This is a genomic window from Rhodococcus sp. H29-C3 (assembly GCF_030063405.1).
Lineage (GTDB): Bacteria > Actinomycetota > Actinomycetes > Mycobacteriales > Mycobacteriaceae > Rhodococcoides.
Genome location: NZ_JASITC010000011.1, coordinates 23,256 through 41,954, shown reverse-complemented (window position 1 = coordinate 41,954; position 18,699 = coordinate 23,256). Strand labels below are relative to the sequence as shown.

17 protein-coding genes and 1 pseudogene are annotated in these 18,699 nt (G+C 58.1%); 10 read left to right on the top strand and 8 right to left on the bottom strand.

The genetic code is table 11. The features are described 5' to 3' along the window. Positions 1-14 precede the first annotated feature (14 nt). Positions 15-851: a 3'-5' exonuclease gene (locus QMK32_RS19790; protein ID WP_283477027.1), complete on the top strand. Its 837-nt coding sequence runs from the start codon at positions 15-17 to the stop codon at positions 849-851. A gap of 397 nt (positions 852-1,248) precedes the next feature. Beyond that, complete coding sequence (locus QMK32_RS19785; RefSeq protein ID WP_283476937.1) at positions 1,249-1,770, top strand: hypothetical protein; 522 nt, start codon at positions 1,249-1,251, stop codon at positions 1,768-1,770. Positions 1,771-1,813: 43 nt separating this feature from the next. Here QMK32_RS19785 and QMK32_RS19780 read toward each other — a convergent pair whose 3' ends face one another. Next, the gene (locus tag QMK32_RS19780; protein ID WP_283476934.1) at positions 1,814-2,890 is read right to left on the bottom strand and encodes a type IV toxin-antitoxin system AbiEi family antitoxin; all 1,077 of its coding nucleotides are present in this window, start codon (positions 2,888-2,890) and stop codon (positions 1,814-1,816) included. A gap of 774 nt (positions 2,891-3,664) precedes the next feature. Between QMK32_RS19780 and QMK32_RS19775 the strand changes: the two genes are divergently transcribed. Beyond that, the gene (locus QMK32_RS19775; protein WP_349307582.1) at positions 3,665-5,584 is read left to right on the top strand and encodes an ATP-dependent nuclease; all 1,920 of its coding nucleotides are present in this window, start codon (positions 3,665-3,667) and stop codon (positions 5,582-5,584) included. Between the two features lie 282 nt (positions 5,585-5,866). On the opposite strand, the gene QMK32_RS25435 is transcribed toward QMK32_RS19775, so the two are convergent. The 4 genes and pseudogenes from QMK32_RS25435 to QMK32_RS19760 all read right to left on the bottom strand — a co-directional run bounded on the left by QMK32_RS25435 (position 5,867) and on the right by QMK32_RS19760 (position 7,940). Next, entirely contained in the window at positions 5,867-6,121 is a 255-nt protein-coding gene (locus QMK32_RS25435; protein WP_502943708.1) for a zinc-binding dehydrogenase, read from the bottom strand. Further along, positions 6,025-6,267: pseudogene (locus QMK32_RS25430) on the bottom strand (aldehyde dehydrogenase family protein); the annotation flags it as partial. The pseudogene QMK32_RS25430 and the gene QMK32_RS25435, both read right to left, overlap by 97 nt. Positions 6,268-6,554: 287 nt before the next feature. Continuing rightward, positions 6,555-6,938 (bottom strand): RidA family protein, encoded by a 384-nt coding sequence (locus tag QMK32_RS19765; RefSeq protein ID WP_283476933.1) that lies wholly within the window; start codon positions 6,936-6,938, stop codon positions 6,555-6,557. A 132-nt stretch (positions 6,939-7,070) separates the two neighbouring features. Next, positions 7,071-7,940 (bottom strand): helix-turn-helix domain-containing protein, encoded by an 870-nt coding sequence (locus tag QMK32_RS19760; protein WP_283476931.1) that lies wholly within the window; start codon positions 7,938-7,940, stop codon positions 7,071-7,073. On the opposite strand from QMK32_RS19760, the gene QMK32_RS19755 reads away from it, so the two are divergent. Then, positions 7,923-8,327 carry a hypothetical protein gene (locus QMK32_RS19755; RefSeq protein WP_283476929.1) on the top strand — a complete coding sequence of 135 codons (405 nt, stop codon included), beginning with the start codon at positions 7,923-7,925 and terminating at the stop codon, positions 8,325-8,327. The genes QMK32_RS19760 and QMK32_RS19755 overlap by 18 nt on opposite strands. A 541-nt stretch (positions 8,328-8,868) precedes the next feature. Here QMK32_RS19755 and QMK32_RS19750 read toward each other — a convergent pair. The 3 genes from QMK32_RS19750 to QMK32_RS19745 are packed head-to-tail and all read right to left on the bottom strand — an operon-like array spanning position 8,869 to position 10,156. Continuing rightward, a complete protein-coding gene (locus QMK32_RS19750) occupies positions 8,869-9,240 on the bottom strand; it encodes a hypothetical protein (RefSeq protein WP_283476926.1) in 372 nt (123 codons plus the stop codon). Next, positions 9,237-9,488 carry an Lsr2 family DNA-binding protein gene (locus tag QMK32_RS25425; RefSeq protein ID WP_502943716.1) on the bottom strand — a complete coding sequence of 84 codons (252 nt, stop codon included), beginning with the start codon at positions 9,486-9,488 and terminating at the stop codon, positions 9,237-9,239. Before QMK32_RS25425 ends, QMK32_RS19750 begins: the two co-directional genes overlap by 4 nt. Then, positions 9,452-10,156 carry a TetR/AcrR family transcriptional regulator gene (locus QMK32_RS19745; RefSeq protein ID WP_283476925.1) on the bottom strand — a complete coding sequence of 235 codons (705 nt, stop codon included), beginning with the start codon at positions 10,154-10,156 and terminating at the stop codon, positions 9,452-9,454. Before QMK32_RS19745 ends, QMK32_RS25425 begins: the two co-directional genes overlap by 37 nt. A gap of 121 nt (positions 10,157-10,277) precedes the next feature. Between QMK32_RS19745 and QMK32_RS19740 the strand changes: the two genes are divergently transcribed. The 6 genes from QMK32_RS19740 (at position 10,278) to QMK32_RS25420 (ending at position 18,655) form a co-directional block, all read left to right on the top strand. Next, a complete protein-coding gene (locus QMK32_RS19740) occupies positions 10,278-11,777 on the top strand; it encodes an MFS transporter (RefSeq protein WP_283476923.1) in 1,500 nt (499 codons plus the stop codon). Between the two features lie 355 nt (positions 11,778-12,132). Then, the gene (locus tag QMK32_RS19735; RefSeq protein ID WP_283476922.1) at positions 12,133-13,107 is read left to right on the top strand and encodes a cytochrome P450; all 975 of its coding nucleotides are present in this window, start codon (positions 12,133-12,135) and stop codon (positions 13,105-13,107) included. Between the two features lie 1,241 nt (positions 13,108-14,348). Continuing rightward, positions 14,349-15,818, top strand: coding sequence for an FAD-dependent monooxygenase (locus QMK32_RS19730; RefSeq protein WP_283476921.1), 1,470 nt, complete (start codon positions 14,349-14,351; stop codon positions 15,816-15,818). Between the two features lie 43 nt (positions 15,819-15,861). Continuing rightward, positions 15,862-16,737 carry an NAD(P)H-binding protein gene (locus QMK32_RS19725; protein WP_283476920.1) on the top strand — a complete coding sequence of 292 codons (876 nt, stop codon included), beginning with the start codon at positions 15,862-15,864 and terminating at the stop codon, positions 16,735-16,737. Next, a complete protein-coding gene (locus QMK32_RS19720; RefSeq protein WP_283476918.1) occupies positions 16,734-17,744 on the top strand; it encodes a TIGR03560 family F420-dependent LLM class oxidoreductase in 1,011 nt (336 codons plus the stop codon). Before QMK32_RS19725 ends, QMK32_RS19720 begins: the two co-directional genes overlap by 4 nt. Before the next feature lie 122 nt (positions 17,745-17,866). Next, a complete protein-coding gene (locus QMK32_RS25420; RefSeq protein WP_502943707.1) occupies positions 17,867-18,655 on the top strand; it encodes a response regulator transcription factor in 789 nt (262 codons plus the stop codon). Positions 18,656-18,699: the final 44 nt, after the last annotated feature.

The following is an 18,699-nucleotide window of genomic DNA, read 5'->3' as shown; positions in this document are numbered from 1 at the left end:
CGAAAGTGCTCGATGTGGTCAACGCCGTGAGCGAGCAGGTCAATCCAGGTTCCAGTCTGGTGTCCGCGCAACCGCAGCTGTGGCCAGGCGGCGGATACTCCGCGGCTCTCGTGCTCCCGGACGGCGCGGCAGAGGCGGAAGTACTGCGGCGCGTCGCAAGATCGATTTTGGAACGGGCCCCCGAGGCATCCATCGGAATCATTACCCGGGCGGGATGGCGCCGCAAGAACATTGACGCGGTATTCGCCGAGGAGACAGCATTCCCTGTCCGTCGTTGGGACCTTGCGATCGATGACCCCGAAATAGTGGCGCTGATCCAGTCCACCGTTGCGACCCTGCCGCACGGGTCAAGCATCGGTGACGCCCGACTGGCGGTGCTCAAGTCCCTGGACCCTGCCGACGTCGACGCACGTGAGCTGGTCGATGACGCTTTCGACACTCTGGAACAGGGCGAGGCCGCTTCGGCGAAGGTCGCCGTAAGATCAATCAAAGCGTCCGATCCCAAACAATCGGTAGGTCCCGGCGTCCACCTGCTCAACGCGCACACTGGTAAAGGCCAGCAGTTCGATTGGGTGTTCGTAGTCGGCTTGGAGGAAGGGCATCTGCCAGGCAGGCGAAACAGTGCGGGAGACGCGCTAGCAGAGGAGCAGCGTGTCCTGCTAGTCATGCTCTCCAGGGCTCGTCACGGCCTAGTCGTCACAGGGACACGAATGACCGACGGTGCCTACGGGCCGTACCAAGCCACGCCGAGCAGGTGGTGGTCCGGGCTCGGGGTACAGCACTCTTCCACTGCATCGGATATTGAAGCTCACCTCGACGCAGATCTGGCAGCCGCGGCTCCGAAGACGTAGCGGCTGCCGATTATTAAAAGCACTGGCGAGCCGGCTTCCCTCCGCTCTTAAAGTGGCGAGTCTTGCGCATCGATCAACGGAATCCCGACAAAGTTCCGGATGAAGAGAGTTCCGTCGGCGCGCGTCGCCATCGGCAAGCCTCGCCTTGCGGTCAGATGTAGGTTGACCATCCTTGTTGCATGGCATCGAGGAGTGAGCTTCGTCGGCCGGGGTTTGGGGTCCATGCCGACGGCGAACCTGGGATGTTCATCCACCGCGGCAGCTCCTCGGCGCGCGGTCCAGGCCATCTGAGACTGAGCTCGCCTACTCGTTTGGCGCCAATATGCTCTGCAATGTCTCTTCCGAGTAGGAAAGCCGCGCCTAGGGATTCGTCCATTTCGAACTTGTCAAGGACCTCGTGTCCATCGTTGTACAAGCGTTCGGTGACCTTACTGGAATTGGTGTACCAGAAAAGCACCGTGGCGATGTCGCCAGCATCCTTGTATTCGTATCGCATGCTTCTATCGAGCCAGGCGGCGAGCTTGAGCGCGCAATACCCTGGGACTGCGGGGATCTTGATTGGTCCGACGGAGGGCAGGGGGAGTGTGTGAGCCCCATCGAAAACCTCCCGGAAAGCCCAAACACTGAGGTCTCGGTCAGGCGGGTCGGGTACCACCCCAATCGGGTCCTCGATGCCGCCGAACGGAACAAGGTCCGTAGGGACACCATCCACTTCATACCTGATTCCCGTGTCACCAAGCTTGGGGAGACCATCAACGATTTCTGCGTACGTTCCCCAGCCCGCAATCGCGAACGCAATGTCCAGGTCTTCCGTGGCTCGCAGCAAGAACTGATGGCCCAAGGAATCGTGAAGCAGGTTTCGGCTATGGGCACCGAGAAGCATCAGATCGGCCGGGCGCAAGTGATCGGTTTGGGCTAGCAGCTGTGCACTGACGCGGTCGACTATCTCAAGCAGCTGGGGGTCACACTTTTCCGGGTTGAACATGCTGGTCTCTCCATGTTGCAGCTACTTGGGCCAGCCTCGGGTCGTTGGCTGCGAGCAAGTCAGCGTAGACGAGCGGCCAAGGCGCGTTGGAAGGCCCCCCAGCTCCTCGGTGTTTATCCTTTTGACCATTCTCCGGATCTCGCCAAAACTGTTGCAGAACAGTGACATTAGGCGGTCTTTCAGGGTCGTTTCGCCATCTGTTGTCGAACGCCATTTTGCGGTCGTAGTGGTCCAAGTACACGGTCAGGGTGGCTGGGCGGTAAATCCCGACGCCACCTGCGGACTCACTACTGAGGTACGCCTCTTGAGGCGGCCGAAGGTCGATGACCGTCGGGTCGTCTGAGTGGAAGGTGGCGATTACGAGCTTTCTCCGCAGACCTCGCGAGTACTCCGCTGCCCATGGCTCGAGTAGATCTAGCGTCTGGTGATGGCGTAGGGGAGAACCTCTGTAAATCAATCCCGCATCATCAAGCAGCGCGAGGACGTTGTGAGCCTGGCCCAACGACACGCCTGCAACTGTTGCCACGTCTTGAACTCTTGCCATTGCAAGATGTGGCCACGACAGGAGTGCGAAGATTACCTGCGAGCGACGGGGACTGAAAAGGTTCTTTGGCGCAACTCGAAGTTGGGACTCGCTAGCGGGACGAAGAGCAACGCCTCGCTCTCTATCTCGAACGCTAGCTCGTCTACCCCGGATGTCGATGTAGACGTCGCCGAATTCGAGGTAGGTGTTGCCTAGACCGTCCACGTACTGGATTCGTAGGTCGCGTAATGAAGTTGCGCTCCGTTCAGTGATCCTCTCACCGATGGCCAGCACAGGCGTCTGTTCGTCGTACAGTCGTAGGTTAGAAAGTCCCGAGTAAGTCAACGACGGAGCGTAGACGACTCGATACCTCTGTAGGTTTTCGTTTCGGACCAGCATGACGATAGCGTCAAACCCCTGGTCGGGGGCGTCGGTCCAGCTGAGGCTGTTAATCGAGATCCCAACATCGGACAGGCTGTACAGGGTTTCCTCGAGCCAGTTTCGTTCTAGTGAGTTCACTTCGGCTGCCAATCGTAAATTTTCAGCTTCTTATGCTTTTCATTCTAAATGAAAAGCTGATAGAACTGAAAGTTCAGCGAAAACTTATCCGAGGTACTCGAAGAAGCAACGCAAAATCGTCCAAGAGCTGCGGTCCCGCTTGCCGTCGAACTTCGACGAATATAGGCGTGACGTCATGGGTGGCAGCGCTAGCAGTGTCGGCACGGCCACTAGCGCTGTCGCGGCATCCGGTGTTCCGGTCAGATGTCGGTCGTCCACCGTAGGCTTCTGCCAGCACGAAGGCACGTTCGAATGCACCATTCTTGGCCCGGCTCTAAGCCACCGTCCACCGTTCCAAAGACGCCACGCAGGAGCCTCCCGATGAAGATCAAGACCCTCTACGTCCGGTTCTACAAGTCGTTCAACTACGACTACCTCCGCAAAAGCCATCCGAAGGCCGTACCGGACGAGTGGGACCGACTGCCAGAGTCTGGGTTGTTCTACCCGTTCGTGCGCGTCCCCATGGAGCCAGGGATCACTACGGTGGTCGGCGCGAACGAGTCCGGGAAGAGCCAGCTGCTCGGCGCCATCAAGTGTCTGCTGACCGGCGAGGACATCGAGCGCCGCGACTTCTGCCGCTACTCACAGTTCTTCACCGTCGGAGGCGAGATGAAGAAACCAGAGTTCGGCGGCGAATTCACCGACCTCAGCGAGGAGCAGGTTGCCGCGGTCCGGTCGATCGCGACCCTAGGTGAGTCTGTCTTGGTCGAAACGTTCCATTTTTTTCGCATGAACACCGGTCCCGTCGTGTACGCGAAGAACGGGACCGACTGGACTGAGGTAAAGGTCAAAGCCGCCGACATCAGATCTTTGGGCCTACCGACCTTCTTCCTGATTGACGCGAACACGCCACTGCCCGACAGCGTCCCGCTGGCCTACCTAACCGCGACAGACAAGGCGAAGAAGGCAAGGCCACGCAAGAATATGCTGCGCTGGATCGAGAACATGATCACGAATCCCGATTGGTTCGGCAGCAAGGAGACAATCGATAAGGCGACACCGCAACTCATCGAGGACTACACGGCCTTCAATACTGTCGACGAGGTCGACGACAAGCATCTAATGAAGCGCCTCGAACTGGCCGAGAAACTGCTAGTTCAGGTCGCAGGCATCGGCAAAGACGCGTTCGAACAACTGAAGACCGCCGTGAAGAACCACGACGGCTACGCCAACGGCATCGTCAAAAAGATGAACGAGGACCTGGCAAAAGCGCTGAACTTCCCGAAGTGGTGGTCCCAGGACTCCGAGTTCTCACTGACGTTAACTCTGCGCGACTTCGACCTAGTCTTCACGGTCCGAGACCGCACCGGCAGCGAGTACGCGTTCAGCGAGCGCAGTGGTGGGATGAGCTATTTCCTGTCCTACTTCGTTCAGTACCTCTCACATGCCCCGACTGGGGCGCAGGAGATCCTGCTGATGGACGAGCCGGACGCGTACCTATCGATGCTCGGCCAGCAGGACCTGTTGCGGATCTTCGCATCATTTGCCGAACCAACGAACAAGTCGGTGAAGCCAATTCAGGTTGTGTACGTGACGCACTCACCGTTTCTCATCGACAAAAACCACAGCGAACGGATCCGCGTCCTTGAGAAAGGGGATGGCGAAGAAGGCACCCGCCTGGTCGCAAACGCGGGCCGCAATCACTACGAGCCTCTCCGTTCAGCCTTTGGCGCCTTCGTTGCCGAAACGACCTTCATCAGCAACTGCAACCTAATGCTCGAAGGTCAGGCCGACCAGGTGCTGCTCGCTGGGATCAGTTCACTGGCCCGTCGCGCCGAGAGCACTGGAGCCACGCTGAACTTGAACAGCTTGTCCCTAGTTCCATCTGGATCGGCTGAGCACATCCCATACATGGTCTACCTCGCCCGAGGCCGCGACGTCGACACCCCGGCTGTAGTGGTCCTGCTGGACGGCGACGACGAGGCTGACGGCATCCGCCAAGAACTGAAGAAGGGCTACCGTGACAAGAAATACGTAGACGATGAATTCGTGATCCAGTCCAGCGACCTCGATATCAACGATGTGTCGGTGGCATCCGACTCGATCCGCGAGATCGAGGACCTCATCCCGATCGACCTAGTCCTCATGGCGATACGACGCTACGCCGCCGAGGTCCTGTCACCCGAAGAGGCCGCCGAAGTTGCCGCGGCCGTCACGACCGTGCCCGTTGCGGCAGGCCAAAAAGTCTTCAAAGCAGCGGAAGCCGCGTGCAAAAAAGCAGGAACCAAATTGCGGCTCGACAAAGTCGGGTTCGCACGGGCTGTCCTGCACTGCCTAGAACACGAAGCAGACCAAAACCTGCAGGCGCTCACCACAGCGAATTTCGAGCAGTTGTTCGCTCGCATCGACAGAGCGCAACGCCAGGCCGTCCGCGTGAATGGTCGTGAGCGCGTCCGCAGGACGCTAACCCGTCACAAGGACGCGTTCCTGCGAGATCACCAAACGTCAGCCCTGCGGCGCGATGTAGAGGGTCTCTTGGAAGACATTGAGCACCAGCTGACAGAAGTCACCGACGAGACCGAGCGAGTCCGCACGGACATACGTCTGATCCGCAGGGACTTCGACCTAGCCTCGGAGCCCGGCGCGGTTGTCGGCAACTACGACGACTTCAAAGAGCGGCTCGAAGCGCTCCCCTATGGCGGAGTGCAGGCGGTCCAGGCCCGCTGACCGGCTGAGCCTTCACGGCCGACTCCCCGAGGTGTATTTGTCATCTAGTAGAGCCTCGTGACGGAAGAGTAGTCCAGGCGGCACTGCAGACCGACTGTCCGACGAATGCTGATTCGCCGCCGGCAGTCAGCAAAGCCAACGACGCGTCAACATGTCTTGACGGTGCGGAAACTGTCGTTTCAGAAACTTGACTGGTGGCGAGGCGGACGGTGCAGCATTGGCAAAGCACAGCCAGCGGTAAAGCGCGGGTAACCCGCTGCTTGCCGTTTGCGCGGTGAGGCTTCAGAAGGTCAGCACGCTCTTGCCTCGTACGTGTCTTTGCAGGATCGCCTCGTAGGCTTCGGCGGCATCGGCGAAGGTGTGGGTCGAGCTCACCTCCCACGTGAGGTCGCCGGCGGCGATGCCGGCGGCGACCCTGGCGACACTGGTGGGGTCTCGCCTTCTCCAGCGTTGATGAATGCGCCCCAGGCCACCGCCTCGGCTGCCGCGGCAATGTCGGCGTCCGCCGCGACGATGACCGGATCCTTTCCGCCGCATTCGACGACCACCGGGGTGAGAGACTCGGCGCACGTCGCCATGATTTTCGAGCCGGTTCTCGTCGACCCCGTGAAGGCGATCTTGCCCACGCCCGTTCGGCACAGCGCGGCATCGGTCTCGCCGTATCCGGTCACCAGCGACAGGATGCCCAGCGGCAGAGACGGATTGGCCTCGTGGAAGTGCCTTTCGGGACCACGAACACATTGTTGGGTCCGAGTACCACGTCCCTGTCGCGGATTTGAATTGTCAGCTGGCCTCGGGGTTCTCGCGATCCTTTATGCTGCAACATATCTCAGCAATTCTGGCAAACCAGCATAATCGATGCTGCCGTATTCTCCCCTCTGTGCAGCAGCGAATCGGGTTCAGTACGACGGGGGAGAGGCACTCACTTGCTGGTCATGTAGACGGCGAGGGCCGTGCCTGCCCTGGTCGCTCAGATGACGGCCAGCGCCTCGATCTCCGCACGGAACTTGGGGTTGATGAGCGCGCCCACCTGGAACAGCGAGGACGCAGGCGGTTTGTTGGTATCGACGAACTCGTCGCGAACGGTGCGGTAGACGGCAGCGTCACCGATGTCGGTGAGGAACACGGTCAGCTTGACCACATCTTTCATTTCCGCACCCGCAGCAACGAGCGCGATGGAGACGTTGGTGAACACCTGCCGCATCTGCGCCTCGACGTCATCGCCCACGAACTCACCGGCGGCGTTCAGCGGCACCTGCCCGGACACAATTACCTGACGTCCGGAGAACGCAACGGCGTGACTGAGTCCCGGCAGTGTGGGCAGACCCTCGGGCTGTGTGAAGTGTTCCTGCATGGTTTTCTCCCTTACTTATTTCGGTGGTGTCGTGCGTCGGTTGTTGTCGACGTACACGGCGAATAGGTCTCGAGCGCACACTCATGCTGTTATCCAGCCGTGAAGCAGCAAATAATTACCAGTACTGGGTGATCAAATTTTGATATCGGTTACGTCCTGGGTTTCCGCCCAGATGGCCAGCATGGCAACCGCGTCCGCACTCGGATCGCCGGCGGGTGCTGTGTACACAGTGAGGGTCAACCCGGGATCTGACGCCAATTCCATTGACTCATAGTCAAGATCGAGTCGCCCGACGGCGGCATGACGCAGACGCTTGCGGCCACTGCGGTGCACCCTCACGTCGTGCGACGCCCAGCATTGCCGGAAGAATTCACTCTGTGTGCTGAGCTCACCGATCAGGTCACTCAATGCTTCATCGTGCGGATTGCGACCGAGCTCGCGGCGCAGCATCGTGGCAGTTTCTCGCGCCGCGCTCTGCCAGTCGACGAATACGTCGCTGGAGTGGGGGTGGAGGAAAACGAAGCGAGTCAGATTGACGGGCCTGCGCGGGTCCGCGAGCGCGGGAGCGAACAGAACACGGGCCAGGTGGTTCATCGCGACGACGTCGTGGCGTCCATTGCGGATCAACGCAGGCGAGCCAGTAATGGAGTCAAGCACCTGGTGCACCGCCGGGCGCACCGGCGGCGACATGTCGCGTCGGCGACGTACCGGCCCGGCGGTCCGCGCGAGAGTGAACAAGTGCTCGCGCTCAACCTCGCCGAGCTGTAACGCGCGGGCCAGCGCGTCGAGCACGCTGTCCGAGGTGCCGGAAAGGTTGCCGCGTTCCAGCCGGATGTAGTAGGCGACCGAAATGCCGGCGAGCATCGCGACCTCTTCGCGACGCAGCCCCTTCACCCGCCGGTTGTCACCGTATGCGGGCAGGCCAGCCTGATCGGGGAAGATGCGTTCACGCCGACTTTTGAGAAATTCGCGAACCCCCGTCCGTTGCTCGATCTGTCCCATGTACCTGCTGCCGCCGTCACCGCGGCCGCCGTACTGGCCCTCGCCGGGTGCGGCGGGTCGAGCGATCCGGATCCGATACCCGAAGGCACCGACGCCCACGTGCAGATCGACCCACTCGACCCGGCCGGCCTCGACGCCCCCGGTGCTGCGACGACAGCGATGAACGCGATCCTGTCCTGGCAGCCCGCCGTCGACGCCAGCAAAGCCGACGCGCTCGCCCGCGCCCGGCCCTGGATCACCACACCGCTGATCGACACCCTCGACGCGCCCAGAGCACCACCGAGCTACGTCCGGACAGGGAGTGGGACGCCTGGGCTCGCTCGAAAGACACCCTCACCGCCACCTGCTGGCCCGTCGAGGGTGCCACCGCCCCGCCCGCCGGAATGAGGACGGTCATCGTTGACCTCGAGTGCCGACAACGAGTCCTCCACGCCGACGGGACCTCGACACAGCGGCCCGTCGAACCGTGGCGGGCAACCGTCATCACCACCCTGAACGGATGGAAACTGTGCCACTTCCGCTACCACAGATGAGGCGTGGGGCAGTACTGCTCTGCGCTTGTCAGGGGCCGGGCCGAAGGGTGCACGTGGGGCGGACGCACACACGTAGCCGAAAAAAGCGAAGGCACTGTTCACATCAGCCAGACGCGGTCAAAGGGCTGGGGTATCCCGGCGACAGCTGGAGAGTCTCGAACTACCGCCTCGCTGGCACCAACCACTGAGCGGCTTCAGCGCAGGACCGAGGAGCGAGGAGGAACAGTGCAGCTGGGCTCACGCTGTCGTCACACAGCCCGAAGACAATCTCCCGTACGCCACCCGTGGTCAGGAGCTGGCGACTGGGTGTCTCGCGGACAATCATGCAGTCTCGATCACCACGATCACTGGCTCGCTGCGAGGAAAGAGCGAAACATGCACCGCGATAATCGCTTTCAAAAGAAAGTCAGCTGGGCCTCGTCCAGGAGATGGCGACCGGCCCGTGCCCTGCGCCCTCGGACCACCGGCGTGTGCAGTGATTTTGGGGGTGATGGGGGAGAGGGGTCGACCATCCCGAGGCCGGCACCTGCGCGTCGCACCAATTCCGCTCGAACCCGAGACCGCTCGAAGGCGCGAGCTCGGCCGATCGCCGAATCGCGGTCGTTCCATTCCGATTCCCAGAAAGCAGACCCTGCTGTCGGTGCATCCAGCGCCCGGTCGGTCAACCGATCGAGAAGTTGATCGAGCCTGTCGATCAGAACCTCGGCGAGGTCATCGAGCACACGATCGGGCACCGGAACTACGCCAACGGAATCGTTCTCACTCACACACGACACCTTAGAGCTGGGCACTGACGCAATTCCGCCGCACGCGCCGTGCCCTTGAGACTGTCGGGTGGCCTTTCCCACTCCGACTGAGGCTCAGCGCAGGTCAGTGGGCGGCGTTGTACGCCTCTTCGATGCCGGCCGGAAATACGGCCCCGCTCGATGATTTCATAGCCCTGATCGAACGCCCACTGCCGTACAGCGCGTGTCCAATCTACATAACGGTATTCGCAATACCTGAAATTAGAAATTCGAGACCCAGCTCGAACCTACCGTCACTATCTTCGTCCAGTAACGCGTCTAAACTACTTGAGATAGAGGGGAAATCTGCAGCAGGTAAAGCTTCCAGGTACTTACGCACAGGACCAGCCCACTCGTCCATGTGACGACTGCGCATCTGCCATCCCTCATATACATCAGCGTTAGTGTATAACGTTATCCGGTGCAATCCCCAGCTGGCGACTTGCGGCGAAACACCAGCGCCGAGCAGTGCTGTAAGCAACCGCTCGGTTGTTGCAATACCTATTCTCGTCGGCGGAAAGGCCGCAAAATTAACTACCGCAACGTCGCCGTGCGCCGACAATTTAGACTGTAAACGCATAAAATAGCGCTTTACATCCAACTGCCAATCTCCCGTTAACTCGGGCAAACCCACTTCACTCTCGAGAACATGTTCCAAGACTAGATTCAATATGTCCTGCCGGTTTTGAACGTGAACATACAGCGCTGATGGTGCCACACCCAGCTTGTGGGCAATGCCTCGCATCGTCAAGGCGTCAGACCCCTCAACGTCGATAATTGCGATGGCCGCACGCACGATTCTAGTGACGGTTAGTGGCTCCCGCGGCGCTTGCGTTGACTTACGCTGCTTGCCCCAGGGAGGCATCGGAACATCTGATCCTTCCATCTTTCGAGTCACAATCCTCACCATAGCGTTCTCCAGGACTCGATACGCCGAACCGGACGGTGTACTGTCTGGAGACCATCGTTCAGTTCGCGAACGCTGTTCACTACGAACTGCGCCAGGGAAAGGTACCCCAATGAGTGGAGCCAAGTCGACCACGGACGAGGTCCAACAACCAAGTGACGGGAAGCAGCAGCAGGGCAAACAGGAAGTCCGACAGTACAAATGGGCCTGGTGCGCTGTCGCGGTGATCCTCGTCGGCGAAATTCTTGACCTACTCGACGCCTTGGTCACAACCACAGCAGGCCCCAAGATCATGGCCGACTTAGGCACATCGAACTCGTTTATCCAGTGGCTAGGCGCAGGCTACACCATTGCGATGGCCGCGGGACTCCTGATCGGCGGACGCCTGGGAGACATCTACGGTCGACGCCGACTTTTCTTGGTCGGAATGACCGGCTTCACCATCGCCAGCCTGCTGTCCGCTACCGCCATGTCTCCTGACGTTCTTATCGCTTGCCGAGTCCTGCAGGGCCTTCTCGGTGCACTGATGGTGCCTCAAGCACTGGGAATGATCCGGGAAATGTTCCCAGTCGAGAAGGTCGGAATCGCCCTCGGCCTGACCGGCCCGGTGATGGCCAGCGCTGGAGTCGCTGGCCCAATCTTCGCTGGCTGGCTTGTAGACGCTGACTACTTCGGATGGGGATGGCGAATGATCTTTGCCGTCAATGTACCGGTGGGAGTCGCTGCGCTGTCGCTCGGATTCGTACTTCTTCCCAAATCACGACCAGACCGCACCTTGCGGATTGATATAGGCGGGGCAGCCCTGGCCGCCCTCGCTATGGCAGCGATAGTGTTCCCTCTCGTACAAGGACGGGAACTCGGTTGGCCCTGGTGGATTTGGATAATGCTGGTCTGCGGACCCTTGCTACTACTCCTCTTCGCTCGTAGCCAAAGTCGCCGTGCACGCGCTGGACACAGCCCGCTAGTCGAACCATCTCTGTTTGGCAAGAAGCCTTTTCTTGCCGGGCTCAGTTTCGGCGCGCTCTTCTTCTCAGTGATGATGGGCGGAACCCTGCTTTTGTCGATGTACCTGCAGTTAGGGCTCGGCCTGAGCCCGCTACGGTCCGGTGTAACCCTCAGCACCCAGGCGATTGGCATGGTTGTGGGCTTCGGACTGTCTCAGGCGCTCGGCATGCGCCGATCTACAATGTACTGGGGTCTTACTGTGACAGCCACTGGCATTCTCGGAACGCTGGCCGCGATCTGGCTTCAGGAGGAACCTGTTACGGCCTGGTGGCTCTCGCTTCCGATTACTCTTGTCGGAGTAGGCTCGGGACTTGTAATTGCACCGTTCTTCGGAATTGTCCTATCAGGCGTAGACGACTACGAGACCGGATCCGCATCGGGTGCACTGACATCCGCTCAGCAAGTCGGTAACTCACTCGGTGTTGCCATACTCGGATCAGTCTTCTTTTCCTTCGCCGGAGCTGAACTAACTCCTGCAGGTAGCGCTCACGCAGCAGAGCTCGCTCTGTTCTGTGCCCTCGCCCTTGTCGCGGCGGCAGCAATCGTGGCAACGCAGCTCCCACGAAGAGACACTTCCGGCGACGGAGAAACTCTAGAAACGCAATAAACAGTTGGGGTCAAAGGTCGACCACACCCACTTCTCACCTAGATTTGAACCTTACAAGACAATCTCAGAACACTGCATACATACGCTACCAGCAGACGTCCTAAGACCTGAGGGAAATGGGGATCAAATCTTGTCAATACCAGACTTTCCAATCGAACGAAAATGCCCATTCACCGTACCGGTGGACTATACGAAGATCGAGTCCGGAATCGGCCGGGTCCGCATGTCGGATGGCCGGCTTGCGTGGCTAGTCACGTCTGGACGGTTAGCGCGACTCGTCCTTGCAGATCGTAGGTTTAGTTCCGAGAAACTTCGACCAGGTTTTCCTGAGCTGTCTCCTCGGGGATTAAAAGCTTTGAGCTATTTTTCTCCTTTCCTGGTAAATATGGATGGAGATGAACACGCAGCCGCAAGGCGACGATTGATTGGCGAGTTTTCGATACGAAAAATGACGGCATTTCGCCCAATCATCTCGTCTATTGTCCGCGAGGCAATGAACGATCTACTTGATCAGGATCCGCCTGCCGATTTCGTCGAACACTTCTCCAACGCCATTCCCAACCAGATTCTCAGCAAGCTGACAGGAATACCGGAGACCGACTTGATTCAAGTAGAGCGGAATACGCAGGAGATGCTCCACGGAACCGATACCGAGGAAGAACAACGCATCGCATCCGACCGCCTACACGCCCATCTAAGCGATGTGGTCGCCGCCAAAGCAAAAGCGCCATCCGACGACCTTCTCAGCCGGCTGATATCGGATTCCACCGATAGAAAAGGTGCAGTGGATTCCTTCGAAATCGCCAGCGTAATCCAGTTGCTTCAGGTTGCTGGGCACGCATCGAGTTCAGCGATGATCTCACTCTCCCTAATTACCCTCAGCGAGCACCCAGAACAGTTCGAAGCTTTGCGGCGAAATCCGAGATTGATACCCAGCGCTGTTGAAGAGCTGCTTCGCTTCCTATCAATTACCGACACCGGGCCGCTGCGACTTGCGGTCGATGACGTGGAGCTGGATGGATACGTGATCAAGTCGGGCGAAGGTATGGTAATTCCAACCCTACCTGCCAACCGGGATGGAGCGTACTACGACGAACCAGACACGTTCGATATAGCCAGGAAGCCAGCGCACCGTCATATAGCATTTGGATTCGGTGCCCATCAATGCCTGGGCCAAAATCTTGTCCGTATCGAACTTGAAGAGGTCCTCAGCAGCATCATCCATCAGTCTCCGTCACTTCGTCTGTACGACAGCCTCGACGAAATATCCTTCCGGTACTTTGGCCAATTCTTTGGGCCTGCTGAGCTACGTGTTACATGGGATCGGTAACGGATGACTACCAGCGCGTCCGTTTCTCGACTCACGCCTAGCGATTTAGTGATGCGGGCGTCGGGAAAGAACCCGCCTATTCAAATCCTCTGGGGCACGACAGATCGAGTACCTCCCAGGCAGATAGCGTCATTTTGCTCAGCACTCAACAACGGCCCTCTCCGACGTGCGGTCGCACAACCGTCACTTACCTCCGCCACCCCATACTGGACGGAAGGCGTCGAGTTCGTGCCGAGCCGCACCCCCGAACAGCCGATCGCGAGGGATCAACTCGGCCGGTGGGCCGACGATGTCTGCACCCAGAAACTTGACACCGATTCAGGTCGGGGTTGGCGACTGGACTCGATCGACCTCGCTGGCGGAGGGTCTGCCATTTCACTTACAGCCTCCCACGCCCTGACCGATGGACAGGGCCTCCTCGCTGCCATCCTCCTTGCCACGCAGGACGTACACACTGCTCCACCAAAGAAGCCGACCCAAATCGGTGACTTGTGGTGCGCGGCTCAAAATCTGATTTCGTCACCGGCACCGCTGTCGACGCATCAGGTGGCCCTGACAACCAGCACTAGCGACGATGCAAGTCGCCACAGCTTTTCGCGTGCTGCAGTGTCAGTGGACAGAGAAGAATTACTGCGGGCTGCAAAAGCACATGCCGGGTCTTTGTCCAGCCTTCTCGTTTCGGTGACCGCTAACGTATTGGCCGCATCACGCCCATCCCAGCACGCGGTACGTGATTTCACGGTAGCAATACCAGTCAGCCTGAGGAGTATCCGGGATTACACATCGGCCAACTTGATAGGTATGGCACAAATAGAGCTATCAATTGGCAGCGTAGGAAGGATCACAAATCTAAATCCGGTCCAGAATCGAATAACGAACGCGCTTCACCACAAGTCTGCCCGTGCTCACCTCACGGGATATCCTCCCAGCGATCTAGCGTTCTCGAACCTAGGGATTATGCCTGCCTCTTGCGCCGAAGCGTTCGGTCCGGTCGAATCCGTGCTCTTTCGCACCGTAACAGCCGCGCCAGCTCCCCAAGGTCGAATCAATTGCTTCTTGATGTCGCACAATCAGACCTCGACCATAGCCTTGCAAGCTGCAAACGCAGATCTGAACATCGAAACCATTCGGACCGAACTAGGCCGCTGGTCCGTCGGGACAACCTTCGACTGGTGGTGAGACAGAAAGGTCTGTACACTGTTCAGTGACTGAACAGTGTTCACACGAGCGAGGGGACTGACATGGACGCGGACGTAGTCATAGTTGGAGCTGGACCCACCGGGCTGCTAACCGCATACGAGGTAGCCCTCGGCGGTGCGAGTGTCATTATCATCGACAAATTGCCTGCGAGGACTGGGCAGAGCCGCGCGCTGAACCTGCACCCCCGCACGGCCGAGGTGCTGGAGCTACGAGGAATACTCGATGCCGCCCAAAAACAAGCACGGGCGAAGATAGGCACCACACACTTTGCACACATGCCAGTGGATGTCGCACTAGACGGTTGGTCGTCCCGCTACCCTTACCAAGTTGGTATTCCGCAAGCCGAGGTTGAGAACCTTCTTGAAAAACATCTCGAGAATAATGGCGTCACAATTCGGTGGGCTACCGAAGTTGTCGACATCGTCCAAGATCCAGACTCGATTAGTATCACCACGAACCAAGGAGTGCTGACCAGCAAGTACCTTGTTGCGGCCGATGGCGGGCGCAGCACAATCCGGAAACTACTTGATGTTGACTTCCCAGGACTGGATGCGCGATGGTTCGGCACCGTGGCCGACGTCACGCTAAGCGGTCTCGGTAATTCGATAAACCCACAGTGGGACAGCAAGGGCACACCGGTAATGCGCCAGGACACATCATTTGCCAATATCTTTCCGATTGGCGTAGATGGTGATATGACGTTTCGTATTTTCTACAGCGTACATGGGCAGAAGATTGGCGATCCTCGCGCACCAGTTCCCGCGGAAGAGGTTGTGCAGGTCATTCACGATTTCTACGGCACCGATGTCGAGATTGAAGATGTAATCTGGGGATCGCGCTTCAGCGACGCGTCACGGCTCGTCGATCGGTATAAGATAGGCCGCGTTTTCCTAGCGGGCGACGCCGCCCATATTCATCTACCCCTGGGCGGACAGGGTCTAAATACTGGCCTCCAGGACGCCTTCAACCTTGGTTGGAAACTAGCATCAGTACTGATGGGCAGAGCTTCGGACACCCTGCTCGACACGTATCACACCGAGCGTCATCCAGTGGGTGCGGCAGTCATGCGGAACACGCGTGCTCAAGTCGCACTAGGCCAGAAGGGCTCTGAACACGAGGCTCTACGCGACCTGTTTGCCGATCTAATGCGAATTCCTCAGGTGAACAGGTACCTCGGGGGCGCGATATCTGGACTTTCCGTCGGCTATCACGACGATCCCGATAGCGCCAGCGGGACCAGGCTCGTGGATTTCAAACTCGATGACGAACACTGGGCCAGTTCGCTATTCGTAACAGGGCACTTTGTGCTGTTGACTCACGCGAACGACCTCCGGATCAGTACTCCCTACCATACCGTTGTTCGCGTTGTCGGCGAGGAAGGCGAACTCAGCTCAGACGCCGTTCTGGTACGGCCGGACGGGTACATTGCATGGACCTCAGCCGATGGCGACCTTGACAAGGCCTTGCTTCGATTAGGGCTCCACGTGCCACAGGCCGTAACCGCGTCCTGAAAGCTTCTTAATGTAATCTCACCCGTTCGACCGAAAGGCTGACGTGTCAGTTCTAGTAACAGGTGCATCCGGAAAAGTCGGCACACAGATCGTCGACATCTTGCACAGCCGAAACGTCCGCACTGTAGCCGCGTCTCGCCAGCCGGATCAGCTTGCACTGCCCGAGGGCGTGGAGAGCACCCGTATAGATCTATCTGAAGATGCCAGCAGCTACGACGGAGTATTCGACGGTATAGATTCCGCATTCGTCTTCCCGAACTTCTCGGGGTTGGAGGGTTTCCTCGAGGCCGCCCGCCGCAGCTCTGTCCGACGGTTGATCTTGCTATCTTCAGCGGCCGTGCTCGCACAGAGTTCTGACACAAACCCCATTGCGCAGATGCATCGAAAACTTGAGTCCGAAGTCGAAGATTCAGGTATCGACTTTGCAATTATCCGTCCAGATGGGTTTGCAACAAATGCTTTGCGCTGGTCTGACCCAATCCAAAGATCCGGCCGCGCATCCATCGCCTATGCACAAGCAACCTCAGTGCCAGTGCATCCGCACGATGTTGCGGCCGTCGCGGTGTCGCTACTATTGGACACCAACGTCTGCGATGCATTTCGCGTCACCGGCCCACACGCACTTACTCAACGAGATCAGATCGACACGATAAGCCGGATAGTAGGTACACCTATCGAGGTAGAAGACCTCGTCGACGACGACGCACGACGCCAAGTGGAGGCCGAGTACGGTACTTCAGTCCCCGGCCTAGTCGACTCGATCCTGAACGGTCTCCGATCGACTATCGATAACCCGCCTACGGCCAGCACCGATGTGGAAACATTAACCGGTACTGCACCAATAAGCTTCGCCGACTGGGTTCACGAAGCTAGATCGGCCTTCCAGGCGAACCCCATCAATCCAGGTTTGGTGCCATGAGCTTCAGTCTCGCCTACCATATTCCATTTTTCGCAGTATCCGCTGCTCCTGACACGCTCTTCAATGCGATCGTCTCCCAAGTTGAGACCGCCGAAAGGTCAGGCTTCGATCTTGTCACCATGATGGATCACTTCGAGCAACCAAACTTCATTGGGCAATCAGGCTCTTCACTGGACCAGGGGTATACGACTCTTGAACCATACGTTACCTTAGCCGCACTTGCTACGAGGACGAAGTCGATCAAAGTAGCCACCATGGTAACCAGCAATACATTCCGGCACCCAGCGTTGTTGGCCAAGATGATCACTAGCCTCGACGTCGTCAGTGGGGGACGCGCGATCCTGGGACTCGGGGCGGGCTGGTATCAGCCGGAGCACGACTCGTATGGGATCGAGTTCGGCACAGTCAGCGAGCGATTCGACCGATTGAGCGAAGCGCTCCAGATTGTCGTTCCAATGCTCCGCGGGGACAGACCAACAGTTCGTGGCGAGTGGTATCAGACCACCGCGGCCGCGAACGAGCCCAGAATTCGGAACAACTTGCCATTGCTATTGGGCGGCTCGGGCGAAAAAAAGCTCTTCGGGTTGGCCGCAAAATATGCCGACCACGTCAATATCATCTGCAATCCAAGCGACCTACCAAGAAAACTGGATGCGTTGCGAAAACGCTGCGACGAAGCAGATCGTGACTACGACAAATTACACAAGAGCTTTGCTGTGCCTCTGATTATCGACACCGATGGGGATCGCGCCAGGACCGTCCAGCGTGAGTTTTTCGCCCTTCGAGGAATAGATATCGACGAGGTGGAATCAGAAAAACGGAAAGAGCTTACTGAACGACAGTTTGTGGGATCACCCGAGGAGGTCACTGAGCGGCTGAACAAGGAGGTGGTCAGCCAAGGAATCAACCGATTCGCTATCAACATGATCACCAACGGTGCCCTGCCCTCCGTCGACTTGATCGAGGCCGCAGGTCTACACCTGAGCAAACTGGTCCCAAAGCATTAGCCACATAATCGTAGCTCGGCCAGCCTTCGCAGATAAGGGGCAAACTGCAGCACCCACCGCAATAGAAGAATCACCTGAACTGCATTGATCCAACTAAGCAGTTCTGTCAAAAGTTACGCCTAGTGATTGGTGATGTCGTGAGTGAAATTAGTTTGGTACCCGAATGTGGAGAAAGCACTGGAGACTACCCGGGCTCAACCACCTCGGGCTCGTGGATACGCCACAGCAGGATCCTGCTCGCTCAAGACGAGTCCGAGGACAGGACAAAATTTTCACTCGATCTTTCCAGGTGCGGCAACACGGTAATTACGGCCGCCACATTGGAGGAGGCCTTGGATGCAACGGAGCACGCTGACGCCATAATCCTGGACATGAAATTTACCGATGCACACAGCCTACATGTTTGCACTGAGATTCGAAGTCGAACGCGAATACCGATCTTGTTGACTACAAGTAGCGCTTCCGAGATGGATTGCATTTTGGGACTGCAGGCAGGTGCCGATGACTACTTGGTCAGACCGATAAGCACGCTCGAAGTAATGGCCCGGATATCGGCTCGGATCCGGCGTGCGCAGGATACGCACACCCGAGATATTGAAAATACAATTACTCACGATAGTCTGACAATCGACTTAAGTGGACGGCAGATTCATGTTGCGGATCAAGAGATAAAGCTGACGAGGAAGGAATTCGACATACTGCGGTTGTTAGCATCGAATCCAACGCATGTTTTGACCCGTGAAACTCTTCTACGAGAAGTGTGGGGTGTTACATGGTCTCAACGTACTCTCGACACACATGTCAGTGCCGTGCGAGGCAAGCTCGGAAGCCCAGACTGGATAATTACAGTTCGTGGAATTGGCTTCAAAATGGGTGAACCACGACGGATTCCTCTACCTGCGCACGCATAGTTCCGATGACATACCATCTCGGACAGAGTGTGATGGCGGCCGAG

Excerpts from the sequence above, each read along its gene's own strand:
- QMK32_RS25435 (WP_502943708.1), bottom strand. The coding sequence starts at position 6,121 with ATGCGGCGGAAAGGATCCGGTCATCGTCGCGGCGGACGCCGACATTGC.
- QMK32_RS19765 (WP_283476933.1), bottom strand. The coding sequence starts at position 6,938 with ATGCAGGAACACTTCACACAGCCCGAGGGTCTGCCCACACTGCCGGGA.
- QMK32_RS19760 (WP_283476931.1), bottom strand. The coding sequence starts at position 7,940 with ATGGGACAGATCGAGCAACGGACGGGGGTTCGCGAATTTCTCAAAAGT.
- QMK32_RS19740 (WP_283476923.1), top strand. The coding sequence starts at position 10,278 with ATGAGTGGAGCCAAGTCGACCACGGACGAGGTCCAACAACCAAGTGAC.
- QMK32_RS19730 (WP_283476921.1), top strand. The coding sequence starts at position 14,349 with ATGGACGCGGACGTAGTCATAGTTGGAGCTGGACCCACCGGGCTGCTA.
- QMK32_RS19720 (WP_283476918.1), top strand. The coding sequence starts at position 16,734 with ATGAGCTTCAGTCTCGCCTACCATATTCCATTTTTCGCAGTATCCGCT.